The sequence below is a fragment of the Caulobacter sp. GW456-12-1-14-TSB4 genome, from assembly GCF_059424195.1.
This window is the reverse complement of record NZ_JBWKZF010000009.1, coordinates 135,168-161,105: the sequence shown is the minus strand read 5'-3', so window position 1 is coordinate 161,105 and position 25,938 is coordinate 135,168. Positions and strand designations below refer to the sequence as shown.

The window sequence follows — 25,938 nt, the reverse complement described above, 5'->3', positions numbered from 1 at the left end:
TCCGTAGAACGCGAGTATCCCGATGGCCGACGTCCTGATCCTGGTCCCCGCCCGTGACGAGCACCGGTATGGCGACAGCTGGACGCCGCTGCTGGAGCGCTTGGCGACGCCGCTGCGGCGTCACGGCCTGACCATCGCCGCCCAGCCGTGGACCGACCCGGTCGAGGTTGGCCAGGCGCGTCTGGTCATGCCGTCCCTGGCCTGGGGCTACCACGCTCGCCAGGCCGACTGGTTCGCGCAGCTCGACGCCTTCGAGGCGGCCGGGATCCGCATGGTCAATCCGCCGTCGGTGCTGCGCTGGAACTCGACCAAGACCTATCTGGTCGGAATGACGGCCCAGGGCGCGCCGGTCGTGCCGACCCATGCCCATGACGGCCTGACGCCAGAGCATGTCCAGGCCGCCTTCGACGTGTTCGGGGTGGACGAGGTCGTGGTCAAGCCGCAGGTCTCGGCCGGCTCGCACGAGACCATTCGCGTGAAGCGCCACGGTTTCTCGCTGGACGGCGGTCCGACGGGGCCGGCCCTGATTCAGCCGTTCCTGCCGGCGGTGGGCGAGGAGGGCGAGCTGTCGCTGTTCTATTTCGACGGCGTTTTCAGCCATGCCGTGGCCAAGGTGGCGGTCGATGGCGACTTCCGGGTTCAGCCGCAGTTCGGCGGCAAGGCCACCGAGATCGCGCCCGAGCGCGAGGCCCTGCGCGCGGCCGAGATGGTGCTGGAGGCGGCCGGCGCGCCGCTGACCTACGCCCGCGTGGACCTGATCCGCGGTCTGGACCACACGCCGCAGCTGATGGAGCTGGAGGCGATCGAGCCGGACCTGTTCCTGGAGCACGCCCACGACAAGGGCGAGGCGTTTGCCCGGGCCGTGGTGCGAGCGATCGGCTAGCTCGGCACAGGCCCCCACCTGACCTGCTCACGCAGGTCTGTCCGCCCCCAAGCGGGGCGGAGAGTTAACCTCCGCCCTTGCGGGGTGGGCTCTCCTCCCCCTCTTGGGGGAGGGGGACCGCCGAATGGCGGTGGAGGGGGCTAGTCAGGCCCCCAGGAACAACTCCCGCGACGGGCACAGATCGCTGATCTTGCACACCTCGCACTTCGGTTTCCGCGCCACGCAGACATACCGCCCGTGCAGGATCAGCCAGTGGTGCGCCCGCGTCTGGTAGGGTGGCGGCACGATCCGCATCAGGTCCTGCTCGACGGCGTCGGGGACCTTGCCGGCCGACAGTTTCAGGCGGTGCGAGACCCGGAATACGTGGGTGTCGACGGCGATGGCGGGTTCGATGTCCAGCTCGTTCAGCACCACCGACGCCGTCTTGCGGCCGACGCCCGGCAGGGACTCCAGGTCCTCGCGGTTCAGCGGCACCTGGCCGCCGTGCTTGTCCATCAGGATGTGGGCGGCGGCGATGACGTTCTTGGCCTTGGTGCGGAACAGGCCGATCGAGGCGATGTACTTGATCAGCCCTTCCTCGCCGAGCTCCAGCATCTTCTCCGCGCTGTCGGCGACCTGGAACAATGGGCCGGTGGCCTTGTTGACCTGGACGTCGGTGGCCTGGGCCGAGAGGGCGACGGCGGTGACCAGTTCATAGGCGTTCGAGTAGTTCAGCTCGGTCTTGGGGTGCAGGTCCAGGCTCTCGAAGCGCGCGAACAGCACCTCGACCCGCTCGCGTTCGGCCGGGCTGATCCGCTTCACGGGCGGTTTCTTCTTCTTCACGAGCGCGGGTTTGGCCATGGCGCGAACCATGCCGTGATGCGCGTCCCTCGCCAAGCGCGGGGAGGACCCCTAGATTCAGGGCCGACCGCAAGAACCGGGCGGACGCCGTTATGCGAGAGCCGTAACCTATGAGCATGGCATACGACGCATCCCCCCTCCCGGAGACCGCGAGCCCGGAAACTGGCAGCGAAGAGCTGGTCCGCCTGGCCGAACGCTCGCTCGACTACCACCGTATGGCCAAGGCGCTGGACTGGCTGGCCGAGCGGTGGTCCGACCATCCCTCGCTGGACGAGGCGGCCCAGGCCGTGGGCCTGTCGCCGTTCCACTTCCAGCGCATCTTCACCCGCTGGGCCGGGGTCAGTCCCAAGAGCTTCGTCTCGGCCATCGCCCACGCCGAGGCCCGCCGCTCGCTGGAGGCCGGCGGCACGGTGCTGGACGCGGCCTTCGACGCCGGCCTGTCGGGCCCCTCGCGGCTGCACGACCTGTTCATCGCCCAGGAGGCCGCGACCCCCGGCGAGGTGCGCCGGCGCGGCGAGGGCATGAAGCTGCGCTGGGGCTGGGCCCCGACGCCGTTCGGCAAGGGCCTGTTCGTGATGGCCGACCGGGGCCTGGCGGGCCTGGCCTTTTCGGACGGCGACGACGAGGCGACCTTCGCCGACATGCACCGCCGCTTCCCGGCCGCCGCCTGGACCCGCGACGACATGGCCGCCCAGGCCACGGCCTTGCACGCTTTCACGGGCGGGGAGGGGCCGCTGCCGGTCGTGCTGATCGGCTCGCCCTATCACGTGCAGGTCTGGAAGGCGCTGTTGCAGATCCCGGCCGGCGAGACCGCCACCTACGGCCAGGTCGCCTGCTGGGCCGGCAAGCCCAAGGCCTTCCAAGCCACCGGCGGCGCCATCGGGGCCAACCCGATCTCACTGCTGATCCCCTGCCACCGGGCGATCGGCAAGAGCGGCAAGCTGACCGGCTACCACTGGGGCCTGGCCCGCAAGGCCGCGATCCTGGGAATGGAGGCGGTCGCCGCCGCCTCCTAGTCGCCCCTAGAGGATGAACCGGCTCAGGTCGGCATTGGCCGCCAAGGCGCCGATGCGTTCCTGCACATAGGCCGCGTCGATCGCCACGGTCTCGCCGCCGCGATCGGCCGCCGAGAAGCTGATCTCCTCGACCACCTTCTCCAGGATGGTCTGCAGGCGACGGGCGCCGATGTTCTCGACCGAGTTGTTCACCGCCACGGCCGCGTCGGCCAGGGCGTCGATCGCCTCGTCCGAGAAAGTCAGGGTCACGCCTTCGGTCAGCATCAGGGCCTGGTGCTGGCGGATCAGGTTGGCTTCCGGCTCGGTCAGGATGCGGCGCATGTCGTCGCGCGACAGGCCCTTCAGCTCGACGCGGATCGGCAGGCGGCCCTGCAGCTCGGGCAGCAGGTCCGACGGCTTGGCGACGTGGAAGGCGCCCGAGGCGATGAACAGGATGTGGTCGGTCTTCACCGGCCCGTACTTGGTCGAGACCGTCGTGCCTTCGATCAGCGGCAGCAGGTCGCGTTGCACGCCCTCGCGGGACACGTCCGCGCCCGAGCGTTGGGAGCTGCTGGCGACCTTGTCGATCTCGTCCAGGAAGACGATGCCGTGGTTCTCGGCCAGCTCCAGGGCCTCTTGCGTGAGGGCCTCCTGGTCCAGCAGCTTGTCGCTTTCCTCGGCGATCAGCGGGGTCCAGGCGGCGGCGACGGTGGTCTTGTGGGTCTTGGTGCGACCGCCGCCGAACGACTTCATCATTTCGGAGAGGTTCAGCACCTGGGCGCCCGGCTGGCCGGGGATCTCGAAGCTCGCGCCGCCGCCGGTGTCGGCCAGGGTCAGTTCGATCTCCTTGTCGTCCAGATCGCCGGCGCGGAGCTTCTTGCGGAAGCTGTCGCGGGCGGCGGTCGAGCCGGGGCCGGTCATGGCGTCGAGGATACGCTCCTCGGCGGCGGCTTCGGCCTTGGCCTTCACGGCGGCGCGCCGCTTGTCGCGGACCATGGCGAGCGCGCTTTCGACGAGATCGCGGACAATCTGGTCGACGTCGCGACCGACATAGCCGACCTCGGTGAACTTGGTGGCCTCGACCTTGAGGAACGGCGCCTGGGCCAGCTTGGCCAGGCGGCGGGCGATCTCGGTCTTGCCGACGCCCGTGGGGCCGATCAGAAGGATGTTCTTGGGCGTCACCTCGTCACGCAGGTCGGCCGGCACGCGACGGCGGCGCCAGCGGTTGCGCAAGGCCACGGCGACGGCCTTCTTGGCCTCGGCGTGACCGACGATGTAGCGGTCCAGTTCGGAAACGATCTCGCGGGGGGAAAACTCGGTCATCGGTCGTTGATCAGGGTCTCGAAGATCAGGCGCCACCCTTCGGGTCGCCTTTGCCAGACATGCATATAGTGCGCTGCGACAGCTTTTGGACCCTCCGACCACGTGGCTTCGCCGTGGGTCCAGACGAAATCGCCGGCCTTGGAGGCGCCGCCGCCGCGCAGGGTCAGGATCAGGGGCGGGCGGGCCTTGAGCCGCTGCGGGGCGTCCGTCGTGGAGAGCGCCCCGGTTCCACGAGGGCCCAGAAGGCGCGCGCTCGGCGTCAATATGCCGGCATAGGCCATGAACGGGTTCTGCGCCGCCGCCTCGGCCAGGGCGCGTTCGGCCTTGCGCACGGCGTCGAAGGCCTTGGCGGGGGAAGCCTCGCCGCGATTGGCCGTCAGGCCCGCCACCGCCGGCTCTTCCGGGCCTGTCGCGGCGTTTTCGCTGGTGTCGCCCGCGCCGCCGCCGTCATAGACCCAGCGCCAGACGCCATCGGCGTCCTTGCGCCAGATCGTGGCGTACCAGCCGCCGCGACGGCCATTGACGGCGTAGGGCCCCGTGGAGAGCCCGAGGTCCCCGGACTTGGCGGCCACGACCCATACCGGCCACCATTGCAGCTTCGGCTCGCCCTCGGCCGACTTGGCTTCGTAGAGCGCCTTGGCGTTGGTCGCGGTGGGGTCGAAGACGATGGCGTCGTCGGCCATGTGCCTAAGGAACGAGTCCCGTATGCCCAGCGCCAGGCCGTCGGCGGCGAACGCGCGCTCGGCGGCCTCGACCTGGCGAGCGGGCGGAGGGGTGGTGGCGACCGACAGGGCGAAGAGAGCGGCAATGAGCATGGCGAAGGATCCTCCCGGCCGCGATCAGGCGTCGCCGGGAGTCGTCCCGCACGTGGAATGCGACGAAAGCCTACAGGGCTTCGACGGTGAGATTGCCATTCGTGTAGACGCAAATCTCGGCCGCGATGGCCATCGCCTTGCGGGCGATCTCCTCGGCCGAGAGGTCCTGGTCGATCAGCGCCTTGCCGGCCGCCAGGGCGTAGTTGCCGCCCGAGCCGATCGCCGCCACCGCGTTGCCGTCGGCGCTCTCGCCCGGCTCCAGCACGTCGCCGACGCCGGTGACGGTGTAGATGGCGGTCTTATCGGCCACCAGCAGCATGGCTTCCAGCTTGCGCAGGTAGCGGTCGGTGCGCCAGTCCTTGGCCAGGTCGACGCAGGCGCGGGCCAGCTGGTCGGGATACTGCTCCAGCTTGGCCTCCAGGCGCTCGATGAGCGTGAAGGCGTCGGCCGTGGCCCCGGCGAAGCCGGCCACCACCTTGCCGCCGGCCAGGCGCCGGACCTTGCGGGCGTTGCCCTTGACGACGGTTGGGCCCATGGAGACCTGTCCGTCGCCGGCGATCACGGTCTGACCGTTCTTGCGCACCGCCAGAATGGTCGTGCCGTGCCAGTCGGGGAAGGAAGTCGAGCTTTGCATGGCTTCGCATGTGGCGAGGCCGGGCCGGAGGGTCAAGCGCCGTGAGTTTTTCGGAAAGCGAAGTCGAGCGCTACGCCCGCCACCTGGTGCTGCGTGAAGTCGGCGGTCCGGGCCAGCAGAAGCTCAAGGCCGCGCGGGTGCTGATGATCGGCGCCGGCGGTCTTGGCGCGCCGGCCGCGTTGTATCTGGCCGCCGCCGGCGTCGGGACGATCGGCCTCGTCGATCAGGACATCGTCTCGGTGTCGAACCTGCAGCGCCAGGTGCTGTACGCCACCGCCGATGTCGGCCGGCCAAAGGTCGAGGCGGCCGTCGAGCATCTGGCCGCCCTGAACCCGCACACCGTGGTCGAGACCCATCCGGTATGGCTGGACGCCGCCAACGCCGGCGACATCGTCTCGCGGTATGACCTGGTGCTGGACGGCACCGACGACTTCGCCACCCGCTTCGCCGTCAGCGACGCCTGCCTGGCCCATGGCAAGCCGCTGGTCAGCGGGGCCTTGGGTCGCTGGACCGGCCAGGTCGGGGTGTTCCACGGCAAGCCCTGCTACCGCTGCCTGGTGCCGGAGGTTCCGCCTGACGCCGAGACCTGCTCGCTGGTCGGGGTGGTGGGCGCGCTTGCGGGGGTGATCGGATCAATGATGGCCCTGGAGGCGATCAAGCTGATCGTCGGCGCGGGCGAGCCTCTGTCCGGCAAGCTGTTGATCTATGATGCCCTTTCCGCCGAGACGCGCACCGTACGGATCGGGGCCGATCCCCATTGCACAGCCTGTGGCGCTTGACGCGGAACGTTGTTCGTTGAAATCGTGAGCGCCAGGTTCAGATCGTCGGGGAGGGCGGGATGAAGACGCTTTTGCGCGGCCTGGGCGTGGCCCTGGTCCTCATCGTCGTCCTGGCCACCGCCGGCTGGTTCCTGCTGCAGCGGCCGGACATACCCTACGCCACGCTGGAGCAGCGGTATGGCTATGCCGACAGCCAATATATGGACCTGCCGGGCGGGGTGCGGGTCCACTATCGCGATCTGGGGTCGCGTGACGCGCCGGCGATCGTGCTGGTCCACGGCTTCGCGGCCTCGACCCATGCCTGGGACGGCTGGACCAAGACCTTGTCGCGGACCTACCGCGTGGTGGTCTTGGACTTGCCGGGCCACGGCCTGACGCGGACGCCTGCCGACTATGTCGTTCGATCGGACAGTTTCGAGGCGGTGGTCGATCAGCTCACCCAGCGCCTGGGGCTGGCGCGCTTCACCCTGGGCGGTAATTCGATGGGCGGGCAGGTGGCCTGGACCTATGCGCTGGATCACTCAGATCGCGTCGAGCGCCTGGTCTTGGTCGACGCCGCCGGCTGGCCGCAGCGCGAGCGGGGCGGGGCGACGATCTTCAAGTTCATCAACCATCCGGTCGGCCGCAAGATATTGAAGGATATCGAGATCCGCCCCTTGATGACCCAGGGCCTGCGGGCGGCCTATATCGATCCCCGGCTGGTCACGCCGGCCCTGACCAACCGCTATGTCGACCTGGCGCGGGCCCCGGGGCACCGCGACATCCTGCTGGGCCAGCGGCCCCGGCGCGTGGCGACGCCCGCTGACCTGTCGGCCATCCATGTCCCGACCCTGGTGATGGTCGGCCAGGACGACCGGCTGATCCCGGCCGCCGACGGCGAGAAGTTCCACAAGGCCATACCGGGCGCGACCCTCATCCTCTATCCGGGCGTCGGCCACGTGCCGATGGAGCAGATCCCGGACCGCTCGGCGGCGGACCTGGAGGCCTGGCTGGCGGCGCATCCGGCGCGGTGAGGTTCAGGCGAAGGCCTTGGCGATGTGGTCCGCCGACCTGGTCAGCACCAGGCGGAAGTTCTCGGTCGACCAGTCGCGGTGGCCGACACCCTTCATCTCGACCAGCTCGCAGGTCTTGCCCGCCGCCTTCAGGGCCTTGGCCATGATCCGCGACTGCTTGGGCGTGACGATACTGTCCTCCGTCCCGTGGATCAGTAGGACGGGCGCCTTGATCTCGGCCGCGCGCAGGGCGGGCGAGGCGGCGATCAGGGCGGCCTTGTCGGCCTTGGGGTCGCCGATCGTCTTGACCCAGTACTCGTAGGCCTTGGAGTCCGCGCCGTCCTCCTGCCGCGAGAAGGTCAGGCTCTCCATCAGGTCGGCGTCGCCGGCGATCGCAACTACGGCCTTGTAGAGGTCCGGCTTGCGCACGGCGCCCATCAGGGCCGCATAGCCACCGTAGCTGGCCCCGCAGATCGCGATCCGTTTCGGATCGGCCAGGCCGGCGGCCACGACGTGCGCCACGCAGTCCTCGACGTCCTCCTGCATCAGGTCGCCCCAGTGACGCCGACCGGCGTCCGCGAAGCTCTTGCCGTAGCCGCCGGAGCCCCGGAAGTTCGGCTGCAGGACCAGCCACCCTCGAGCCGCGAAGGTCTGGACGAACAGGTCGAAGTCCAGGCCGTCGCGGGATTCGGGACCGCCGTGCGGCAGCACGACCATCGGCCTTGGCCCCTTGGCCGAGGTGATGGGCGTCGAGAGGTAAGCGGCGATGCTCTTGCCGTCCCGGGTCTTGATCGACAGGACCTTCATGGGCGCCAGCCGAGCCTCGGTCAGCCAGGGCCGACGCTCGCCCAGCAGTTCCATGTTCTTCTTGTCGAGGTCGTACAGCCAGTAAGCGCCGGGAGCGCGGGGGCCATCGACGTAGAAGATGAAACGCTTGTGGTCGCGACTGACGTCGAAGGGCCGGACGTTGCACTCGGCGCCGAAGAAGGCGTCCACGCCGCGATAGTGGGCGGCCAGTTTCGCGTCGAGGAACCGATGGCTGAGGCGATCGCCGGTCGTCGCCACGCTGACCATGTTATAGGCCTCGTCGCAGAACACGCCGGTGATCGGGCGTTGTAGATCCTTGGCCACGACGTCCCCGATCGCCATGTCGCGCGTGTCGAAACGGCGGATGCAGGGCATGTCGGCGCCGTCGTCGTAGGCCAGCATCAGCACCACGCCCGGCTCGGGCGTGGGGGCGACGAAGTCCATCTCCGGCAACTGTTCGGCAGTGTTGCGACGGATTTTTCGGTAGAGCTTCCACTCGGTCTCGCCCGGCGCCCGGACATAGACCGTGACCACGGTCCCACGTGGATTGGCGTCGTAGCGGATCACGGGCACGCCCTTCTGGATGAACCAGCTCGTGGTCGACGACCGCCCCTTCTCAACCAGCGTGGCTTCGCCGGTGTAGACATCGACCCGGTACAGGGCTTCGACCTCCGACTGCCGGTCCCAGAGTTGCATGAGGATGTTCTTGGGATCGTCGTGCATGAGGTCGACGACATTGGCGAGATTGAACTGCCGGCGCTGGACGCCCTTCTGGTTGGCGAACAGGACCACCTGATCCTTGCCATCGACGCCCATCGAGACGATCCGACGCACCGGGATCGGCACGAAGGTGTCGTAGTACCAGAGACCGTTGGTGTGGCCGGCGACGTCCTTCTCGAAGCGCAACCAGACCAGGAGGCGCTCTTCGTTGGCCCATTCGACCTGCTCGACGGCCAGGTCGCCCAGGCGCACGGGCGCGCCAGCATGCTTGCCGGCCACGGTGTCGTAAAAGACGATGACGGCCGCCGCCTTCTTGTCGATCTCCTTGCGAACCAGGATCGCCACGCGGGTCCCGTTCGGCGACAGGGCGGTATCCAGGACCTCCGCGTCACGAAGCAGCTCGTCTATGCTCGGCGGCGTCTGCGGCTGTGGCGGGGTTTCAGCCTGGGCGTGATCCAGCGCCAGCGGAGCCATCGCGGCTCCGGCGATCACGAAACGTCTGGTGAACAAGGACGCGGCCCCCCGGTCGCTATGTCGAACTCATATTGCGCGACCAGGTCCCGCCGGCCGAGCATCGCGCGCTTCGAGGACTCACGCAACCTGAGGTGGGGGTGTTTCGCCCTAGAGCATCGACGGAATGACCCGGTCCGGCGGCCTATGGCCGTCCATGAAGGTCTTCACGTTGACGATGACCTTCTCGCCCATGTCGATGCGGCCCTCGACCGTGGCCGAGCCCATGTGGGGCAGCAGCACGACATTGGGCAGCTTCAGGAGCTTGGGGTTGATCGCGGGCTCGTGCTCGTAGACGTCCAGGCCCGCGCCGGCGATCTCGCCCTTGGCCAGCATGTTGGCGAGCGCGCCTTCGTCGATGACCTCGCCCCGGGCGGTGTTGACGATCACCGAGTGCGGCCGCAGCAGCTTCAGGCGGCGGGCCGACAGCAGGTGATAGGTGGCCGGCGTGTGCGGGCAATTGACCGAGACGAAGTCCATCCGGGCCAGCATCTGGTCCAGGCTCTCCCAGTAGGTGGCCCCGACCTCCTCGGCGATGCGCGGGCTGACGGGCTTGCGGTTGTGATAGTGGACCTGCATGCCGAAGGCCTTGGCGCGGCGGGCGACGGCCTGGCCGATGCGGCCCATGCCGATGATCCCCAGGCGCTTGCCCCACAGGCGGCGGCCCAGCATCCAGGTCGGCGACCAGCCGTGGAAACCGCCGGACTTGACCACCTCGGCGCCTTCGACGATCCGGCGCGAGGCGGCCATGATCAGGGTCATGGTCAGGTCGGCGGTGTCTTCGGTGAGCACGCCGGGCGTATTGGTGACGATGATGCCGCGCGCATTGGCCGTGGCGACGTCGATATTGTCGACACCGGCCCCGAAATTGGCGATCAGCTTGAGCCGATCGCCGGATCGCGACAGAAGGCGGGAGTCGATACGATCGGTGATCGTCGGCACCAGCACGTCGGCGCGGCCCATCGCATCGACAAGTTCATCCGCCGTCAACGGTTTGTCGGAGACGTTCAGTTCGGTATCGAACAGTTCGCACATCCGCGTCTCGACCGGATCGGGGAGTTTGCGGGTGACGATGACTTTGAGCTTGCGGGCGGCCATGGGCGGTTTGAAAAGCTCTCACTGACGGGCGTTTGAAAGCTGTAGCAAAGGGGCCCGAGGGGGCCAAGCAACATGCCGTCGAAAACAGAACATCGTTCGTTCCGAATGGGTTTCGCCCTGATGGCGCTCACCGGAGCGCTGCTGGCGGGTCCTGCCCTGGCGGAAGGGCCCAAGATCACGCCGTCGGGCCTGGAGGTGCCGCGCTACGTCTCGCTGAAATACGCCGAGGTCAACGCGCGCAACGGCCCGGACGAGGCCCACCAGCTGCTGTGGATCTACCACGCCAAGGGCATGCCGGTGCAGGTGGTGGCCGAAACGCGCGAGTGGCGGCGGATCTGCGATCCGGAAGGGGGTCTCGCCTGGGTGCACAAGCGCACCACCGACGGCCGGCGCTCGGCCATGCGGGTGCAGCCCACCAACCTGCCCCTGCTCGGCGCCCCGAAGGACGGGGCCAAGGTCAGCGCCTATCTGAAGGGCCGCTCGGTCGCCCAGCTCGACAAGTGCGAGAAGGGCTGGTGCAAGCTGCGCGCCGACGGATCGTCGGGATGGGCCAAGGAAAGCGACATCTGGGGCGCCGACCCGGCCGTCCAGTGTCGCAAGGGCTAGGCGCGAACCGGACCCGCGCCGGAACGCCCCGCGACAGGGAAACGTTGAGACCTGACCCAACGCCGTGCTAGGGCGTCCCCATGCAGAAGAACGCCTATACCTTCGAAGAACTCCTGGCTTGCGGCCGCGGCGACCTGTTTGGCCCCGGCAACGCTCAGCTGCCGGCCCCGCCGATGCTCATGTTCGACCGCATCGTCCGGATCGAATCCGACGGCGGCAAGTACGGCAAGGGCTATGTCGAGGCCGAGTTCGACATCAATCCCGACCTCTGGTTCTTCGGCTGCCACTTCATCGGCGACCCCGTCATGCCCGGGTGCCTGGGCCTGGACGCCATGTGGCAGCTGGTCGGCTTCTTCCTGGGCTGGTCGGGCGGTCCCGGCCGTGGCCGCGCCCTGGGCGTCGGCGAGGTGAAATTCACCGGTCAGGTGACCCCGGACGTCAAGAAAGTCGTCTATAAGATCGACCTCAAGCGGGTGATCATGCGTAAGTTGGTCATGGGAATCGCCGATGGTGTCCTGGAAGCCGACGGCAAGCCCATCTACGAAACCAAGGACCTGAAGGTCGGGCTGTTCACGCCCGAACAGATGGCGTCCTGATCCGTTAGACGAGACCGGCCCTCGAGAGCTGGCCCCTGGCGGATCTCGAGGGGGAGAAGAGGATTTACGATATGCGTCGCGTCGTCGTCACCGGACTGGGGATCGTCTCGTCCATCGGCAACAACGCCAATGAGGTGTTGGCGTCCCTGCGGGAAGCCAAGTCGGGCATCGTGGCCGCGCCGGAGTACGCCGAGCGCGGGTTCCGCTGCCAGGTCCATGCCGCGCCCCAGATCGACTGGGAGCCGCTGGTCGACCGTCGCGCGGCCCGCTTCCTGTCACCCGGCCTGGCCTATGCCCACATCGCCATGGAGCAGGCGATCGCCGACTCCGGCCTGGAAGAGGGCGAGATCTCCAACGAGCGCACCGGCCTGATCGTCGGCGCCGGCGGTCCCTCGACCAGCATCATCGTCCAGGCCGCGGCCACGACGATCGAGAAGGGTCCCAAGCGGATCGGCCCGTTCGCGGTGCCCAAGGCCATGAGCTCGGGTCCGTCGGCGGTGCTGTCGACCTGGTTCAAGATCAAGGGCATCAACTATTCGATCAGCTCGGCCTGCGCGACCAGCGCCCACTGCATCGGCGCGGGCGCCGAGCAGATCCAGCTGGGCAAGCAGGACGTGATCTTCGCCGGCGGTTGCGAGGAGCTGGACTGGACGCTGTCGAACCTGTTCGACGCCATGGGCGCCATGAGCAGCAACTTCAACGACACCCCGGCCGTGGCCAGCCGCGCCTATGACAAGGCCCGCGACGGCTTCGTGATCGCCGGCGGCGCCGGCATCGTGGTGCTGGAAGAGTACGAGCACGCCAAGGCGCGCGGGGCCAAGATCTACGGCGAAGTCGTGGGCTACGCGGCCAATTCCGACGGCTACGACATGGTCGCGCCGTCGGGCGAGGGCGCTGCGCGCTGCATGCGCTTGGCCATGGCCGAGGCCGGTGGCCGCACGATCGACTACCTGAACCCGCACGGCACCTCGACCCCGGTCGGCGACAGCCGCGAAATGGGCGCGGTGCGCGACGTGTTCGGCGACAAGGCCCCGATGATCTCGTCGACCAAGTCGCTGACGGGCCACAGCCTGGGCGCGGCCGGCGCGCAGGAAGCCATCTACTCGATCCTGATGCTCAACAACGGCTTCGCCGCCGAGAGCGCCCATATCGAGGAGCTGGACCCCGAGTTCGCCGACCTGCCGATCCTGCGCAAGCGCGAGGACAAGGCGCTGGAGACGGTGATGTCCAACAGCTTCGGCTTCGGCGGCACCAACGGCACGCTGATCTTCAGCCGCGCCGACTAAGGCGCGCGGGCGTCGATGAGCGCCCGCGAGGCCTTCGCCCTCTATCAAGCCGGCCGCTTGGCCGAGGCCGTCGCCCTGTGCGAGCGGCTGGTGGTCGAGGAGCCGACGGTCGAGGCCTGGCACATCCTGGGCGTTTCCCGACTGGGCCTGGACCAGGCCGAAACGGCTTTGGCGGCGCTCGACGCTGGCCTGGCGCTGGACGGCGCGCGGCCCGGCCTGTTGTCGGGTAAGGCGCTGGCCCTGACGGCCTTGGGGCGAGACCAGGAGGCGGTGGTCGCGGCTCGGGCCGCCCTGACCGCCGATCCCGACAATCCCCCTGTTTTCAAGGCCTTGGCCCTGTCGCTCCAGAGACTTGGCGGCTTCGAGGAGGCGCTGGCGGTGCTGGACCACGTCCCGCGCGAGCCGGGCGTCCTGGCTCATCGCGCCGCGCTCAAATCGCTGCTGAACCGCCCGGCCGAGGCGGCGCGGGACCTGGAAGCCTTGCTGGAACTCGACCCGCTGCATCCGGGCCTGGCCGGCGACCTGATGTGGGCCCGCCGCCAGGTTTGCGACTGGAGCGAGGACGCGGCGCTGGACATGCTGGTCAAGGCGGACCTGAAGCTGGGCCGCCCGGCCATCGCGCCGTTCGCGGCCCTGGCGATCTTCGACATTCCTGTCCTGCACCGTCGCTGCGCCCAGCTGACCGCGCCGCAACCCGGTCCGACGCCGGTATGGCCGGCCCGGCCGACGGGGGAGCGTATCCGCATCGCCTACCTCTCCTCCGACCTGCACGAGCACGCCACGGCGCGGCTCTTGGCCGGGGTACTGGAGGCGCATGACCGCTCGAAGTTCGAGGTCTTCGCCGTCTCGTATGGCCCCGAGACCGGCGGCCCGATGCAGGCGCGTTTGAAGGCGGCTTGCGAGCATTGGATCGCCGCGCGGAGCCTTTCGGATGCTGAAATCGCCCTGAAGTGTCGCGAACAAGGCATTGATATCGCGGTGGACTTGAAGGGCTACACCCAGGATGGCCGGCCAGGCGTCCTGGCCCATCGCGCCGCCCCGGTCCAGGTCAGCTGGTTGGGCTATCCGGGCACGCTCGGCGCCCGCGCCGACGTGGTCCTGGCCGACGCCGTGACGATCCCGCCGGGCGCGGAGTCCGACTGGTCCGAGGCGGTGGTGCGCCTGCCGCACTACCAGCCCAACGACGCCCTCGGACCGGTACTACCGCCGCCCAGTCGCGCCGAAGCGGGCCTGCCGGAGGGCGCGCCGGTGTTCTGCTGCTTCAACAACCCGGCCAAGATCACGCCGGAGGTGTTCGCGGCCTGGATGGCGACCCTGAAGGCCGCGCCGGATGCCGCACTCTGGCTCTATGCCGGCGCGCCGGGAGCGGCCGAAAACCTGCGGGCTCACGCAGAAGCGGCTGGGATCGCGCCCGAGCGCCTGATCTTCGCCGAGCCTGCCCCACACGACCAGCACCTGGCCCGCCACGCCCTGGCCGATCTGATGCTCGACACCTGGCCCTACGGCGCCCACACCACCGCCAGCGACGCGCTGCGGATGGGGATTCCGGTGCTGACCCTGCCCGGCAAGAGCTTCGCCAGCCGGGTCGGGGCCAGCCTTTTGACCGCCATCGGCATGCCCGAACTGATCGCCGCGTCCGAGGCTGACTACGTCGCCAAGGCCGTTGCGCTGGTTGCCGACAAAGCCCTGAAAACCCGCGTCGCCGAGGCCGTCGAGCGCTCGACCCTGTTCGATCCGGCCGCCTTCGCACGGTCGCTTGAGGCCGCGTACGAGAGCCTCGTCCGTCGCTGAAGGGTTCCGCACCGCCCCGGCCCCTGCTAACCAGCGAACAACGACTTCAGAAGGGGCCCGACACATGGCCGACGATTACGCGTTCCCCAAGGGCGAGCTGATGCGGGGCAAGAAGGGCCTCGTCATGGGCGTGGCCAACCACAACTCCATCGCCTGGGGCATCGCCTCGCAGCTGGCCGCCCAGGGCGCCGAGATGATCTTCACCTACCAGGGTGAAGCCCTGGAGCGCCGCGTGCGGCCGCTGGCCGAGAGCATCGGCGTCACCACCCTGGTCCCGGCCGACGTCACCGACGACGCCTCGATGGATGCGGCCTTCCAGGCAATTGAAGAGAAGTTCGGGACGATCGACTTCGTCGTCCACTCGGTGGCCTTCGCCAACAAGGACGAGCTGAAGGGTTCGTTCGTCGATAACACCACCCGCGAGGGTTTCCTGACGGCGATGAACATCTCGGCCTTCAGCTTCGTGGACGTCGCCAAGCGCGCGTCCAAGCTGATGCCGAACGGCGGCTCGCTGATCACCATGACCTATCTGGGGTCGGAGCGGACCATCCCGAACTACAACACCATGGGCGTGGCCAAGGCCGCCCTGGAAGCGGCGACCCGCTACATCGCCCGCGACCTGGGCCCCAAGGGCATCCGCTGCAACGCCATCTCGGCCGGCGCCATGCGCACCCTGGCCCTGGCCGGCATCGCCGGCGGCCGTGGCATGATCGCCCAAGGCCGCGCGTTCTCGGCGATGAAGGAAGACACCTCGATGGAAGGCGTCGCGGGCGCGGCCCTGTGGCTGGTCTCCGACCTTGGCCTGTCGACCACGGGCGAAGTCGTCCACGTCGACGCCGGCTTCCACATGATGGGCATGCCGGACGCCGAAGAGGCCTAAGGCTTAGGGCGCATACGCTCTCATGAAACGAACGGCCGCCTCCCTCGCGAGGCGGCCGTATTCGTCTGGGGTCTTGTCGGACGGCAGGCGCAGCAGCGAGCGCAGCTGGCTGTGGCCCATGACCATGCCGGAGAAGAACTCCGCCGCCTGGTCGAAATCCTCGACCTTCATGCGGCCCAGCTCGGTCTCGGTCTGCAGGAAGGCCGCCAGCTGCTTGCGAGCGCTGAGCGGACCGGCCTCGAAGACCTCCTTGGCGACGTCGGGCATCTCGCCCGAGCCCAGCATGATCACGCGCATCATCGAATAGCTCTTGCTGGTGATCACCGTTTCCAGCACCGAGCGGGCATAGGCCTCCAGCGCCTCGGTCGGATTCTCGATGGCCCCCGGCTCGCGCAGGGAGGCGGTGATGGCCTCGACCCGGCGGTTCATCAGGGCCCGCATCAGATCGGCCTTGGAGCCGTAGTGGTTATAGACCGTCTGCTTGGAGACCCCCGCCCGGCGGGCGATCTCCTCCATCGGGGCCGAGAGGCCGCGCTCGCCGATCACCTCGACGGCGGCGTCGAGGATGGCTTCGGTCTTGGCGACGTCGATCTGTCCAGCTACGCGAGGCATCAGTGGGCGTCCGAAGGCGGCGGGGGAGCGTTCTTGACCGGCGCGGCCAGCAGCGACACGCCAGCGGCGACGAAACAGCCGATGGCCAGCAGGGTGAAGCTGTCGCCGAAGGCCAGCACCGTTGCCTGCTGCTGCATCATGCCGCCGATGGCCTTGCGCGCCGCGCCGCCGGGATCGGCGACGCCCAGCTGCTGCATCCGCTCCATCAGCCCGTTCATCATGCCGGCCGTGGCGCCGCCTTGCGTCACCTTTGAAGAGAGGTCGTCGTAGTACAGCGCGGTCTGCTGGGTGATCGAGGTGGCCAGCAAGGCAAGGCCGATGGCCCCGCCGGTGTTGCGCGACAGGTTCACCAGGCCGGAGGCGTTCTTGACCATGTGTGGGGGCAAGGTGCTCATCGTGATCTGCTGGGTGGCGATCATGGCGATCATGACCCCGACGCCACGGCAAGCCTGGACGCCGGCGAATTCCCAGAAACCCCAGTCCTTGGTCACGCCGTGGGCCATGTACATGCCGAAACCGGCCAGCATGAAGCCGATGAACATCGGCACGCGCGGGTCGCCCTTGCGCACCAGGCGGCCAGCGAGCGGGCCGGTCAGGAACATGGAGAGGCCCGACACGACCATGGTGGTGCCAACCTCCGACGCCGAATAGTGGCGCACCCGGCCCAGGAACTGCGGCAGCAGGAAGGTGCCGCCAAACAGGCTGGCGCCCGACACCGCCGTCATCAGCACGCCGACGGTGAAGTTGCGATTGGCGAAGGCGCGCAGCTCGACGATCGGGTTCTTGTAGGTCAGCTGCCGCCAGATGAAGGTCGCGCCGCCCAGGACGGCCAGCACGGTCAGCCACAGGATGCCGCTGTCGTCGAACCAGTCGTCCTTGGCGCCTTCCTCCAGCACGAACTGCATGCTCATCAGGAAGATCGCCATGACGATCAGGCCAAACCAGTCGAAGCCCTTGGACAGGCTGGGATCGCCCTTGTCGAAATCGGCCCAGCGATAGACGCCGAACAGCACGATCAGGCCGGTCGGGACGTTGATGAAGAACAGCCAGCGCCAGCTCAGCGCCTCGGTCAGGTGACCGCCCAGCGTGGGGCCGACCGTCGGAGCCAGGGTGACGATCAGGCCCATGATCACGCTGGCGGTGATGCGCCGCTCGGGCGGGAAGGCGGTGAAGGCCACGGCGAACACCGTCGGGATCATCGCCCCGCCGATGAAGCCCTGCAGGGCCCGCGTCAGGATCATCATGTCGATCGACGAGCTCAGGCCCGTCAGCACGCTCATGACGATGAAGCCGGTGCAGGAGATCAGGTAGAGCCGCTGGGTGCCCCACAGGCGCGACAGATATCCCGACAGCGGGATCATCACGACCTCGGGGATCAGATAGGCGGTCTGGATCCAGCTGATCTGGTCGGTGCTGGCGCCCACGCCCGCTTGGATCTGCGGCAGCGAGGCCGCCACGATCTGGATGTCGAGGATGGCCATGAACTGGCCGATGACCATCGCCCCGAAGCCGAGGAACAGCTTGGTCCAGTCGACTTCGGGCTTGGGAGCGGGAATGGCCTGGGCGGCCATTTCACTCGGGGGGAGGGCGGCGTCGGTCATGACCGGACGCCTCGACTAGCGGTCCACGCCCTGGCGGGCGACCTGCGGCGTGGCCTGGCCGGCCTCGGCGAACGAAGGGCCCGAGCGGTCGCGGACGTCGACCTTGATCTCGACCGACAGGCCCGGACGCAGGGCCTGGCCCAACTGGCTGCGATCGACCACGATCTTGACCGGCAGGCGCTGGGTGATCTTGGTGAAGTTGCCGACGGCGTTCTCGACCGGGATCAGGGCGAACTCCTGACCGGTGGCCGGCGCGAAGCTGTCGACCTTGCCGACGATCTTCTGCTTGCCGAAGGCGTCGGCTTTGATCTCGACCGGTTGGCCGACGCGGATGCGCGAGACCTGGGTCTCCTTGAAGTTGGCGACGATATAGGCTTGGCCCAGCGGCACGACCGACATCAGGGCGACCCCCGGCTGGACCAGCTGGCCCGGACGGACCGAGCGGGCGCCGACCACGCCGCCGGCGGGGGCGCGGATCACGGTGCGTTCCAGGTCGAGCTTGGCCTGCTCCACGGCGGCGTGGGCGGCGGCGGCCTGGGCGATGGTCTGGGCCTTGGCCGAGCCCAGCGACTGGGCGGCGCGCTTCTCGGCTTCGAGAGCGGCCTGGGCGCTGGCGACGCCGGCGGCGGTCTGGGTGGCGCCGGCGCGCTCGGTCTGGACCTTCTGCTGGCTGACCCAGCCTTGCTTGGCCAGGGCGTCGTAGCGCTCGAGATCGGCCTTGGCGCGGCCGGCGTCGGCCTGGGCGCTGGTCACGCCGGCGGCCTTCTGGGCGATCATCGCCTGTTCCAGGCTGTTCTTGTCATCGACCGCCTTGATCGCCGCGTCGGCGGCGCCGGCGTTGGCGATCGCCTGATCCAGGCGGGCCTGGAAGGTCGACGGGTCGATCTTGGCCAGCACCTGGCCGGCCTCGACCCGCTGGTTGTCGGCCACCAGCACCTCGGCCACATAGCCGCTGACCTGCGGGCTGACCTGCACGGTGTCGGCCTGGACGAAGGCGTTGTCGGTGCTTTCGAAGTGCTGCTTGTCGAGGAACCAGAAGGTCCCGCCGACGACCACGCCGGCGAGGACGACCCCGCCCACGATCATCGGGACCAGCTTGCTCTTACCCGCGGACTTTTCCGGCGACGCCATGGCTTGACCCGTATCAAAGGTTTCAAGCGCGCCGGATACTGGGCTCCGGCGCGCTCTTCAAGGGATAAATGGACGCACCCGTCCAAAAATCAACGATACGGGAAAAATCCTAAGGCTTTCAGGCGGCGCGGCGGGTCGTCGCACCGTCCGCCAGACGGAAGCGTTGCACCAGACGGCCCAGCTCGCGCGCCTCGTTGGACAGGGCGTGGCTGGCGGCCGTGCTCTGCTCGACCATGGCGGCGTTCTGCTGGGTGGCCTGGTCCATCTGGTTCACGGCCATATTGACCTGGTGCAGGCCGGTGGCCTGTTCCGTGGCCGAGGCGGCGATCTCGGCGACGATGCGGTTGATGTCCTGCACGCCGGCGATGATCCGGCGCAAAGCCTCGCCGGTCTCGCCGACCAGGTCGACGCCCGTCTCGACCTGCTGGGTCGAGGCGTTGATCAGGGTCTTGATCTCCTTGGCGGCTTCGGCCGAGCGCTGGGCGAGCGCGCGGACCTCTTGGGCCACGACCGCGAAGCCACGGCCGGCTTCACCAGCGCGGGCCGCTTCGACGCCAGCGTTCAGGGCGAGCAGATTGGTCTGGAAGGCGATTTCGTCGATGACGCCGATGATGGCGCCGATCTCGCGCGAGCTGCTTTCGATCTGACCCATGGCGGCCACGGCGCGATCGACGACGTCGCCGCCGGTCTCGGCGTCCTTGCGGGCGCTGTCGACGGTGCGGCGGGCGCTTCCCGCGCCTTCGGCCGTGCGGCGGACCGTGGCGGTGATCTCGTCCAGCGCGGCGGCCGTCTCTTCCAGGCTGGCGGCCTGCTGCTCGGTGCGGCGCGACAGGTCGTCGGCCGCGTGGCTGATCTCGCCCGAGCCGGCCTGGATGCCGCCGACCGCGCCGTTGATCACGGTCATGGTGTCGGCCAGCTGGTCCATGGCGGCGTTGAAGTCGGCCTGCAGCTTGCGATAGGCGGGCGGGAAGGTCTCGGTCAGGCGGAAGGTCAGGTCGCCGCCGGCCAGGGCCTCCAGCCCCTTGCCGACGCCGGCGACCACCTGGGCCTGCTCGCGGGCGTTGCCCTGGCGCTCGACCTCGCCGGCCTCGCGGGCCCGTTCGGCGTCGGCGCGCTGGTCGGCGGCGACGCCTTCCAGGCGGATCTTCTCCAGGGCGGCTTCCTTGAAGGTCAGGACGGCGGCGGCCATGCCGCCGATCTCGTCCTTGCGGCCCACGGCCGGGACCTCGACGGCGTTGTCGCCGCCGGCCAGGCGGCGCATGACGGCGGTCATGGCGGTGACCGGGGCGGCGATGGCGTTGGACAGCAGCCAGCCCATCAGCACCGCGACGCCGATCGCCAGGGCGCCGCCGGCGGCCAGGGTGATGATACCGGTGCGGAAGGCCTTGGCCTGGTCGGCGCGACGCACGGCCAGTTGGTCTTCCTCGACCTTGGTCATGCTCTCCAGCACCTTGCGGATGTCGGTCAGGCGGCCGGTGGTGGCGATCTCGCCGCGCGCCTTCTCCAGCGTGGCCGGATCGTTGGCCTCGGCGATCTGCTGGCCGATCTCGGTCTCGAAGACGCCGACGGCGGCCGTCAGCGCATCGGCGCGGGCCTTCTCGTCCGGATCCTCGACCCCGGCCAGGATGCGCTCGAAGGCGGCCTTGTATTCGGTCTGGTACTTCTCGCGCTTCTTCAGGAACGAGGCGTCGCGGCTGGCGACGTAGCCGCGCACGGCGTTCTGTTCTTCGACCAGGGCTCCGGTCGTGTCGGCGATCGCGTCGACATAGGCATAGCTGTGCTCGTTCAGCGCCGTGATCTTCTGGATCGACGACAGACTGCCGGCGACCAGCGCGCCCGCGAGAATGACGCCGGCCACCAGCGCGGCGAACGCTACCAAGAGTTTGTGCGCAACCTTGAGATTAGACATGAGCAGTGCCCCAGGACCCGAAGTCGAGGGGAAGTAGCCCGCACAGGGTTAACAAACCCGAAGGGTCTTGATTAAGATCAATGTTAGGTCAAATGCGGGGGCGGGAAATCGTTTTCTCGGTCAACAGACGCCTTGCACAGCCCCGGTTCGCGTCGTTTTGACGCAGGTGTCGCGGAACTATACTTCGCGGCTTTATTGGGGGTCTTTGCACCAATGCCTGAGTGGCTGATCCGCAACGCAAGCTTGACCATGCGACGACACGTCACGATTTCCCTTGCGTCGGAATCACGACAAAGTAAAAGCCGCTCCCCACGCGCAACCAACGCCTCGGGAGTGCGTATCTCCTCCGGCGCGAGTTCCCGCCGGGCCCCGCTCAAGGTCCAGGAGGTTCCTTTGAAGACGCAGCAACCGATCGGCCAGACGCCGCTCGACATGATCCGTCCGGTGCTCTGGATGGCCGCGGCCGCTTTCGCGGCCGGCTTTGGCGGCTATCTGATGATCGGCCTGCGGGCCATTCACCCCGTCGCGGGTTAAACCCCGGTCGAGCCGAAGCCGCCAGCGCCGCGATCCGTGGCGTCCAGGTCCTCGACTTCCACCAGCGACCACTGCGGCGCGGCCGCGATGACGCCCTGGGCGATGCGGTCGCCCCGGCGGATGGTGAAGTCCTCTTCGCCCAGATTGATCAGCAGCACGCAGACCTGGCCGCGATAGTCGCTGTCGACCGTGCCCGGCGCGTTGACCACCGTCACGCCGTTCTTGAACGCCAGGCCCGAGCGCGGGCGCACCTGCATCTCGTAACCGTCCGGAACCGCCACCGAGAACCCGGTCGGGACCATGACGCGCGAGCCCGGCTTGATGACCATCGGCTCGGCTTCCGGCACGTGCGCCCGCAGATCGAAACCCGCCGCGCCGGCGCTGGCATAGGCCGGAACCGGCAGGTCGGACTGACCTTCCCAGCGCTTGAAGCGGATGGCGAGACCGGCGGGGATGGCGGACATGGGCGGTGCTCCTGAAAGACCGCCCGCCTGTAGCTGATTTGCGGCCGCTCAGGCCAGCGCCCCTTAGGAGAGAACGTCGGCGATCCGCTGCGCGATCTGGGCCGCCACCTGGTCCTTGGCCGCCCGGTCCCAGCGCTCGACACCGTCCTGGGTGATCAGCAGAACGGCATTCTCGCCGCCGCCCATCACGCCCGGTTCGGTGACGTCGTTGGCGATGATCCAGTCGCAGCCCTTGCGAGCCAGCTTGGCGCGGGCGTGTTCCTCGACATGGTCGGTCTCGGCCGCGAAGCCGACAACGAGCTTGGGCCGGTTCGGACCCGAGGCCGACAGGGTCGCCAGGATGTCGGGGTTCTCGACGAAGGTCAGGGCTGGCGGGCCGCCCTTTTCCTTCTTCAGCTTGGTCCCGAACGCCTCGTCGACCCGCCAGTCGGCGACGGCGGCCACGAACACGCCGACATCGGCGGGCAGGGCGGCCTGGCTGGCGGCCAGCATCTGGCGGGCGGTCTCGATGTCGATGCGCTTGACCCCGACCGGGGTCGGCAGGGCGACGGGGCCGGCGATCAAGGTGACTTCGGCGCCCAGCTTGGCCAGCGCCTCGGCGATCGCGAAGCCCTGCTTGCCACTGGAGCGGTTGGTGATGCCCCGCACCGGGTCGATCGGCTCGAAGGTCGGGCCGGCGGTGACCAGGGCCTTCTTGCCTTGCAGCGGTCGGGCGGCGGGACCTTCCAGCTGCGCGACGATGGCGGCGAAGATCTCTTCCGGCTCGGCCAGGCGGCCCGGCCCGAACTCGCCGCAGGCCATGGCGCCCTCGTCGGGGCCCACGAAACTGACGCCGTCGGCCTTGAGCGTCGCGATATTGCGCTGGGTGGCCGGGTGCAGCCACATCCGCACGTTCATGGCCGGGGCCATCAGCACCGGTTTGTCGGTGGCCAGCAGGGTGGTGGAGGCCAGGTCCCCGGCCAGGCCGTTCGCCGCCTTGGCGATCAGGTCGGCCGTCGCCGGCGCGACCACGATCAGGTCGGCCGAGCGCGACAGCTCGATATGGCCCATCTCGTGCTCGTCGGTCAGCGAGAACAGCTCCTGATAGACCTTGTCCTCGGCCAGGGCGGCCAGCGACAGCGGCGTCACGAACTCGGCCCCGGACTTGGTCAGGATCGGCCGCACGCCGATCCCGGCCTTGCGGAGGAGCCGGGTCAAGAGCAGCGCCTTGTAGGCCGCCACCCCGCCGCCGACGATCAGAAGAACCCGCTTGCCGTTCACTGTGTGCTCCGCGCCCACGTCCATCTCGCTCCTGCACATGCCCATGCCGACCACAAAGCGCCAGAGACAATCACACCGTGAAGATAGGGACTCGACTCGCGTTCCGCTTTCGTTCAGTAATCGTCAAAGTAGAATGAAAGGGCGGATACGATCATGAAGTTTGCACGACAAGTTGCGTACGGTGTGGCGACGGTCCTGGCCCTCGCGGCCCTGACGGGCTGTGACAGCGGGGCGTCGGCGGTGAAGGCGCCCAAGGCTGGCGAGCGGGCCCAGAGCGAAACCGCGCCGACGGCGGAGGCGGGTGGTTCGCCCGAAGACGGCGGTCGCCGCGCCGATCCGCGCGACGCGCCGGTCAAGCTGGTGGCCGGCAAGCCCTACTGGGCCGCCAACCGCACCCGCAGCGCCGAGGAGAACGCCGACCGCTCGTTCCGCAGCAACGGCGCGACCTTCGAGGCCAAGTCGACCGAGGACTATGTCGCCAAGGTCCACGCCTTCGTCAGCGACCCGCCCAAGGGGGCCGAGACGCTCAAGCGCGCGAACGGCGACCTGCTGATCTACGACCCCAAGGGCAATGTCTTCGCGGTGGTCTCCCGCGAAGGCGCGCCGCGCACGATGTTCAAGCCGGACGAAGGCGCGGACTACTGGGAGGAACAGAAGACCCGCGAGGCGCGTCGCGCGTCGGCGGCCAAGCGACGGGAGGCGGCGGAGGGGTAGGGCCTCAGGAGGGCTCGATCTGGAAGCGCTCGACCCGGATGCCGACGTCCGAGGTCTGGCCCCAGACGGCGACGGGTGTCCCGGCGGGCGCTGGGGGCGCGCCGTCCGGATAGCGGGCGCAGATGATGCGATGGGTCATGAATGGCGCTTCCTGCAGCGTGAAGCCGGCGCAGTTGCCACGATAGTGGCTTAGGTAGGCGCCCAGGTGCAGGGGGCGCTCGCCGGGATGACCCGTGGCCATTGTCCAGAACTCCAGGCCCGCGCCGTTGACGCCCAGGAAGGTGAGTAGGGCGGCGAGGATGGCCATGCTGGCGGTGCGCGCGCGCCGATCCTTCATGACCGGGAAGCGGGCGATCATGGTCGCCTGATACGGGGCGTCGTCCGGGACGGGGTCCAACCAGGTTCCGCAGGCGGTTAGCAGGCCGACGCCCGCCGCGACCACCAGGGCGACGGCTTGGCCGAAGGGGCTGGAAACGAATTCGCTGACCTGCAGGGTCCACAGCATCAGGCCGCCGATCGTGCAGATGATGGCCAGGCGCAGGGCGCCCCATCTGCGGCGCGGGGACTGGGCGATGGCGGTAGGCGGCGACGTTCCGTGCATGACGCGAGCGCTCGGTTGATGTCGCCGCCAGCTTAACCTGGCCCGATCCTACCGCGCCAGCAGCAGGCCCGTCACGAACGCGGCGCCCGCTGTCGCCGCGCCGACCAGGAACCACAGCAGCGGCCAGGTGTCTTGACGCTCGACGACGGCCGGCGCTGGCGGCGGGGCCTCGGCCAAGCGGGCCAGGGCGCGGATCGCGCGCAGGGCTTCCTCGGCGAAGTCGCGGGCCTTGGCGGCGGGCGAGAGCTCGCGGCCGATCCAGCGGCGCACCACCGGGTCGGCGGCGGCCCACAGGTCGTGCTTGGGATCGATGCGGCGAGCCACGCCCTCGACGGTGACCATGGTCTTCTGCAGGAGCACCAGCTCCGGCCGCAGAGCCATGTCGAACAGGGCGGTGATCTCGAACAGCTGCGCGAGAAGCCGGCCCATCGACACCTCGCGGGCGTCGCGGCCGAACACCGGCTCGCCGACCGCGCGCAGGGCCTGGGCGAAGGCGTCCATGTCCTGGTGAGCCGGCACATAGCCGGCGTCGAAATGGATCTTGGCCACCCGGGCGTAGTCGCGGTTCAGGAAGCCGTAGAGGATTTCGGCCAGGTAGCGCCGCTCGCCGGGGCCCAGGCGGCCGACGATGCCGTAGTCGACGGCGACCACCTGGGCCGGGGCTGCGACGAACAGGTTGCCCTCGTGCAGGTCGGCGTGGAACAGGCCGTGGTCCAGGGCCTGGGCCAGGAAGCCTCGGGTGACGTTCTCGGCCAGGGCCTTGCGGTCCAGGCCGGGCAGGTCCAGCGCGGCGGCTTCGGACAGCGGCGCGCCCTCGGCCCAAGTCAGGGTCAGGACGCGTTTGCCGACGCCCTCCCAGCAGACCAGCGGCGCGCGCATGTACGGATCGACCGCCATGGCCTCGCCCAGCTCGGCGCAGCCGGCGGCCTCGAAGCGCAGGTCCATCTCCAGGTCCAGCGACCGGATGACGACCTCGACGAACTCGGTGGGGCGCAGGCGGCGCGCGGCGGGAGCCAGCTTTTCGGCCAGGCGCGCGGCCAGGCGCAGCACGGCGCTGTCCTGCTCGACCTGGCGCTCGACGCCGGGGCGCAGAACCTTGACCGCGACCTTGCGGCCGTCGACCAGCGTGGCCGGATGGGCCTGGGCCAGGGAGGCGGCGGCGACCGGTTCGCCGATCTCGAGGTAGATCTCGCCCAGCGGCTTGCCGAGGTTGCGCTGGATTTCCGCCTCGGCGACCGACAGCGGGAACGGCGCCAGCCGGTCCTTCAGGTGCGACAGGTCCTCGGCGAAGGCGGTCCCGAAGATGTCCGCCCGCGTCGACAGGAACTGGCCCATCTTGATCGCGGCGGGGCCCTGTTTTTCCAGCACCCGCGCCAGGCGCTCGCCCGGCCGGCCACGTTTGGCCGCGCCGTCGGCGAACAGGCGCAGCACCCGGCCTGCCAGCTTGGCGGACGGCGGCAGCTGCGGCTCGACCTCGCGCGGGATCAGGGCGTCGGCCCGGACCAGGGCCCAGCCCGCGCCGATCAGGCGCCAGAAGGCGGAAAAGCTCGTCACTGG

25 protein-coding genes are annotated in these 25,938 nt (G+C 68.9%); 11 read left to right on the top strand and 14 right to left on the bottom strand.

Going from position 1 to position 25,938, the window contains the following annotated elements:
* Positions 1 to 22 precede the first annotated feature (22 nt).
* Entirely contained in the window at positions 23 to 883 is an 861-nt protein-coding gene (locus tag AC07YH_RS11140; protein WP_494747054.1) for an ATP-grasp domain-containing protein, read from the top strand.
* A gap of 144 nt (positions 884 to 1,027) precedes the next feature.
* On the opposite strand, the gene nth is transcribed toward AC07YH_RS11140, so the two are convergent.
* Positions 1,028 to 1,735 carry an endonuclease III gene (nth, locus tag AC07YH_RS11135; RefSeq protein WP_494747053.1) on the bottom strand — a complete coding sequence of 236 codons (708 nt, stop codon included), beginning with the start codon at positions 1,733 to 1,735 and terminating at the stop codon, positions 1,028 to 1,030.
* A 98-nt stretch (positions 1,736 to 1,833) separates the two neighbouring features.
* On the opposite strand from nth, the gene AC07YH_RS11130 reads away from it, so the two are divergent.
* The gene (locus AC07YH_RS11130) at positions 1,834 to 2,739 is read left to right on the top strand and encodes a methylated-DNA--[protein]-cysteine S-methyltransferase (protein ID WP_494747052.1); all 906 of its coding nucleotides are present in this window, start codon (positions 1,834 to 1,836) and stop codon (positions 2,737 to 2,739) included.
* Positions 2,740 to 2,745: 6 nt separating this feature from the next.
* Here the strand turns inward: AC07YH_RS11130 and hslU are convergent, their stop codons facing one another.
* The 3 genes from hslU to hslV all read right to left on the bottom strand — a co-directional run bounded on the left by hslU (position 2,746) and on the right by hslV (position 5,526).
* Positions 2,746 to 4,041, bottom strand: coding sequence for an ATP-dependent protease ATPase subunit HslU (gene hslU, locus AC07YH_RS11125; protein WP_494747051.1), 1,296 nt, complete (start codon positions 4,039 to 4,041; stop codon positions 2,746 to 2,748).
* A complete protein-coding gene (locus tag AC07YH_RS11120; protein ID WP_494747050.1) occupies positions 4,038 to 4,856 on the bottom strand; it encodes a DUF4440 domain-containing protein in 819 nt (272 codons plus the stop codon). Before AC07YH_RS11120 ends, hslU begins: the two co-directional genes overlap by 4 nt.
* Before the next feature lie 70 nt (positions 4,857 to 4,926).
* Positions 4,927 to 5,526 (bottom strand): ATP-dependent protease subunit HslV, encoded by a 600-nt coding sequence (gene hslV, locus AC07YH_RS11115; protein ID WP_492919295.1) that lies wholly within the window; start codon positions 5,524 to 5,526, stop codon positions 4,927 to 4,929.
* Positions 5,527 to 5,531: 5 nt separating this feature from the next.
* Here hslV and AC07YH_RS11110 point away from each other — a divergent pair, with 5 nt between their 5' ends.
* Positions 5,532 to 6,269, top strand: a complete 738-nt coding sequence (locus AC07YH_RS11110) for a HesA/MoeB/ThiF family protein (RefSeq protein WP_494747049.1) — start codon at positions 5,532 to 5,534, stop codon at positions 6,267 to 6,269.
* 59 nt (positions 6,270 to 6,328) lie between these two features.
* Positions 6,329 to 7,282: an alpha/beta fold hydrolase gene (locus tag AC07YH_RS11105; RefSeq protein WP_494747048.1), complete on the top strand. Its 954-nt coding sequence runs from the start codon at positions 6,329 to 6,331 to the stop codon at positions 7,280 to 7,282.
* A 3-nt stretch (positions 7,283 to 7,285) separates the two neighbouring features.
* Here the strand turns inward: AC07YH_RS11105 and AC07YH_RS11100 are convergent, their stop codons facing one another.
* Both AC07YH_RS11100 and AC07YH_RS11095 read right to left on the bottom strand, forming a co-directional pair.
* A complete protein-coding gene (locus AC07YH_RS11100; protein ID WP_494747047.1) occupies positions 7,286 to 9,298 on the bottom strand; it encodes an alpha/beta hydrolase family protein in 2,013 nt (670 codons plus the stop codon).
* A 111-nt stretch (positions 9,299 to 9,409) separates the two neighbouring features.
* On the bottom strand, positions 9,410 to 10,396 hold the full coding sequence (locus tag AC07YH_RS11095; RefSeq protein WP_494620093.1) for a 2-hydroxyacid dehydrogenase: 987 nt from the start codon (positions 10,394 to 10,396) through the stop codon (positions 9,410 to 9,412).
* Positions 10,397 to 10,468: 72 nt separating this feature from the next.
* On the opposite strand from AC07YH_RS11095, the gene AC07YH_RS11090 reads away from it, so the two are divergent.
* The 5 genes from AC07YH_RS11090 to AC07YH_RS11070 all read left to right on the top strand — a co-directional run bounded on the left by AC07YH_RS11090 (position 10,469) and on the right by AC07YH_RS11070 (position 15,555).
* Complete coding sequence (locus AC07YH_RS11090) at positions 10,469 to 11,002, top strand: SH3 domain-containing protein (RefSeq protein WP_494747046.1); 534 nt, start codon at positions 10,469 to 10,471, stop codon at positions 11,000 to 11,002.
* Between the two features lie 80 nt (positions 11,003 to 11,082).
* On the top strand, positions 11,083 to 11,598 hold the full coding sequence (fabA, locus tag AC07YH_RS11085) for a 3-hydroxyacyl-[acyl-carrier-protein] dehydratase FabA (RefSeq protein ID WP_494747045.1): 516 nt from the start codon (positions 11,083 to 11,085) through the stop codon (positions 11,596 to 11,598).
* A 71-nt stretch (positions 11,599 to 11,669) separates the two neighbouring features.
* On the top strand, positions 11,670 to 12,884 hold the full coding sequence (gene fabB, locus AC07YH_RS11080; protein ID WP_494747044.1) for a beta-ketoacyl-ACP synthase I: 1,215 nt from the start codon (positions 11,670 to 11,672) through the stop codon (positions 12,882 to 12,884).
* A gap of 15 nt (positions 12,885 to 12,899) precedes the next feature.
* Positions 12,900 to 14,675 carry an O-linked N-acetylglucosamine transferase, SPINDLY family protein gene (locus tag AC07YH_RS11075; protein ID WP_494747043.1) on the top strand — a complete coding sequence of 592 codons (1,776 nt, stop codon included), beginning with the start codon at positions 12,900 to 12,902 and terminating at the stop codon, positions 14,673 to 14,675.
* A 64-nt stretch (positions 14,676 to 14,739) separates the two neighbouring features.
* Positions 14,740 to 15,555, top strand: a complete 816-nt coding sequence (locus AC07YH_RS11070) for an enoyl-ACP reductase FabI (protein WP_494747042.1) — start codon at positions 14,740 to 14,742, stop codon at positions 15,553 to 15,555.
* A gap of 3 nt (positions 15,556 to 15,558) precedes the next feature.
* Here the strand turns inward: AC07YH_RS11070 and AC07YH_RS11065 are convergent, their stop codons facing one another.
* From AC07YH_RS11065 to AC07YH_RS11050, 4 genes are all read right to left on the bottom strand, one after another.
* The gene (locus AC07YH_RS11065; RefSeq protein ID WP_494747041.1) at positions 15,559 to 16,167 is read right to left on the bottom strand and encodes a TetR/AcrR family transcriptional regulator; all 609 of its coding nucleotides are present in this window, start codon (positions 16,165 to 16,167) and stop codon (positions 15,559 to 15,561) included.
* Entirely contained in the window at positions 16,167 to 17,768 is a 1,602-nt protein-coding gene (locus AC07YH_RS11060; RefSeq protein WP_494747040.1) for a DHA2 family efflux MFS transporter permease subunit, read from the bottom strand. Before AC07YH_RS11060 ends, AC07YH_RS11065 begins: the two co-directional genes overlap by 1 nt.
* 15 nt (positions 17,769 to 17,783) lie before the next feature.
* Entirely contained in the window at positions 17,784 to 18,899 is a 1,116-nt protein-coding gene (locus tag AC07YH_RS11055) for an HlyD family secretion protein (protein WP_494747039.1), read from the bottom strand.
* Between the two features lie 118 nt (positions 18,900 to 19,017).
* Positions 19,018 to 20,808 (bottom strand): methyl-accepting chemotaxis protein, encoded by a 1,791-nt coding sequence (locus tag AC07YH_RS11050; protein WP_494747038.1) that lies wholly within the window; start codon positions 20,806 to 20,808, stop codon positions 19,018 to 19,020.
* A gap of 393 nt (positions 20,809 to 21,201) precedes the next feature.
* Here AC07YH_RS11050 and AC07YH_RS11045 point away from each other — a divergent pair, with 393 nt between their 5' ends.
* The gene (locus AC07YH_RS11045; RefSeq protein ID WP_494747037.1) at positions 21,202 to 21,342 is read left to right on the top strand and encodes a hypothetical protein; all 141 of its coding nucleotides are present in this window, start codon (positions 21,202 to 21,204) and stop codon (positions 21,340 to 21,342) included.
* Here AC07YH_RS11045 and dut read toward each other — a convergent pair.
* Both dut and coaBC read right to left on the bottom strand, forming a co-directional pair.
* Complete coding sequence (gene dut, locus AC07YH_RS11040; protein WP_494747036.1) at positions 21,339 to 21,806, bottom strand: dUTP diphosphatase; 468 nt, start codon at positions 21,804 to 21,806, stop codon at positions 21,339 to 21,341. The two genes, AC07YH_RS11045 and dut, sit on opposite strands and share 4 nt — an antisense overlap.
* Positions 21,807 to 21,869: 63 nt before the next feature.
* Positions 21,870 to 23,066: a bifunctional phosphopantothenoylcysteine decarboxylase/phosphopantothenate--cysteine ligase CoaBC gene (gene coaBC / locus AC07YH_RS11035; protein WP_494747104.1), complete on the bottom strand. Its 1,197-nt coding sequence runs from the start codon at positions 23,064 to 23,066 to the stop codon at positions 21,870 to 21,872.
* A 153-nt stretch (positions 23,067 to 23,219) separates the two neighbouring features.
* On the opposite strand from coaBC, the gene AC07YH_RS11030 reads away from it, so the two are divergent.
* Complete coding sequence (locus tag AC07YH_RS11030) at positions 23,220 to 23,780, top strand: hypothetical protein (protein WP_494747035.1); 561 nt, start codon at positions 23,220 to 23,222, stop codon at positions 23,778 to 23,780.
* Positions 23,781 to 23,784: 4 nt separating this feature from the next.
* Here the strand turns inward: AC07YH_RS11030 and AC07YH_RS11025 are convergent, their stop codons facing one another.
* Entirely contained in the window at positions 23,785 to 24,381 is a 597-nt protein-coding gene (locus tag AC07YH_RS11025) for a hypothetical protein (protein ID WP_494747034.1), read from the bottom strand.
* 48 nt (positions 24,382 to 24,429) lie between these two features.
* Positions 24,430 to 25,935: a 2-polyprenylphenol 6-hydroxylase gene (ubiB, locus tag AC07YH_RS11020; RefSeq protein WP_494747033.1), complete on the bottom strand. Its 1,506-nt coding sequence runs from the start codon at positions 25,933 to 25,935 to the stop codon at positions 24,430 to 24,432.
* Positions 25,936 to 25,938: the final 3 nt, after the last annotated feature.

Bases quoted from the DNA above. Each gene is read 5' to 3' on its own strand.
- AC07YH_RS11140 (WP_494747054.1), top strand. From the start codon at position 23: ATGGCCGACGTCCTGATCCTGGTCCCCGCCCGTGACGAGCACCGGTAT.
- nth (WP_494747053.1), bottom strand. From the start codon at position 1,735: ATGGTTCGCGCCATGGCCAAACCCGCGCTCGTGAAGAAGAAGAAACCG.
- AC07YH_RS11130 (WP_494747052.1), top strand. From the start codon at position 1,834: ATGAGCATGGCATACGACGCATCCCCCCTCCCGGAGACCGCGAGCCCG.
- hslU (WP_494747051.1), bottom strand. From the start codon at position 4,041: ATGACCGAGTTTTCCCCCCGCGAGATCGTTTCCGAACTGGACCGCTAC.
- AC07YH_RS11120 (WP_494747050.1), bottom strand. From the start codon at position 4,856: ATGCTCATTGCCGCTCTCTTCGCCCTGTCGGTCGCCACCACCCCTCCG.
- AC07YH_RS11105 (WP_494747048.1), top strand. From the start codon at position 6,329: ATGAAGACGCTTTTGCGCGGCCTGGGCGTGGCCCTGGTCCTCATCGTC.
- AC07YH_RS11095 (WP_494620093.1), bottom strand. From the start codon at position 10,396: ATGGCCGCCCGCAAGCTCAAAGTCATCGTCACCCGCAAACTCCCCGAT.
- AC07YH_RS11090 (WP_494747046.1), top strand. From the start codon at position 10,469: ATGCCGTCGAAAACAGAACATCGTTCGTTCCGAATGGGTTTCGCCCTG.
- fabA (WP_494747045.1), top strand. From the start codon at position 11,083: ATGCAGAAGAACGCCTATACCTTCGAAGAACTCCTGGCTTGCGGCCGC.
- fabB (WP_494747044.1), top strand. From the start codon at position 11,670: ATGCGTCGCGTCGTCGTCACCGGACTGGGGATCGTCTCGTCCATCGGC.
- AC07YH_RS11075 (WP_494747043.1), top strand. From the start codon at position 12,900: ATGAGCGCCCGCGAGGCCTTCGCCCTCTATCAAGCCGGCCGCTTGGCC.
- AC07YH_RS11070 (WP_494747042.1), top strand. From the start codon at position 14,740: ATGGCCGACGATTACGCGTTCCCCAAGGGCGAGCTGATGCGGGGCAAG.
- AC07YH_RS11065 (WP_494747041.1), bottom strand. From the start codon at position 16,167: ATGCCTCGCGTAGCTGGACAGATCGACGTCGCCAAGACCGAAGCCATC.
- AC07YH_RS11060 (WP_494747040.1), bottom strand. From the start codon at position 17,768: ATGACCGACGCCGCCCTCCCCCCGAGTGAAATGGCCGCCCAGGCCATT.
- AC07YH_RS11055 (WP_494747039.1), bottom strand. From the start codon at position 18,899: ATGGCGTCGCCGGAAAAGTCCGCGGGTAAGAGCAAGCTGGTCCCGATG.
- AC07YH_RS11050 (WP_494747038.1), bottom strand. From the start codon at position 20,808: ATGTCTAATCTCAAGGTTGCGCACAAACTCTTGGTAGCGTTCGCCGCG.
- dut (WP_494747036.1), bottom strand. From the start codon at position 21,806: ATGTCCGCCATCCCCGCCGGTCTCGCCATCCGCTTCAAGCGCTGGGAA.
- AC07YH_RS11030 (WP_494747035.1), top strand. From the start codon at position 23,220: ATGAAGTTTGCACGACAAGTTGCGTACGGTGTGGCGACGGTCCTGGCC.
- AC07YH_RS11025 (WP_494747034.1), bottom strand. From the start codon at position 24,381: ATGCACGGAACGTCGCCGCCTACCGCCATCGCCCAGTCCCCGCGCCGC.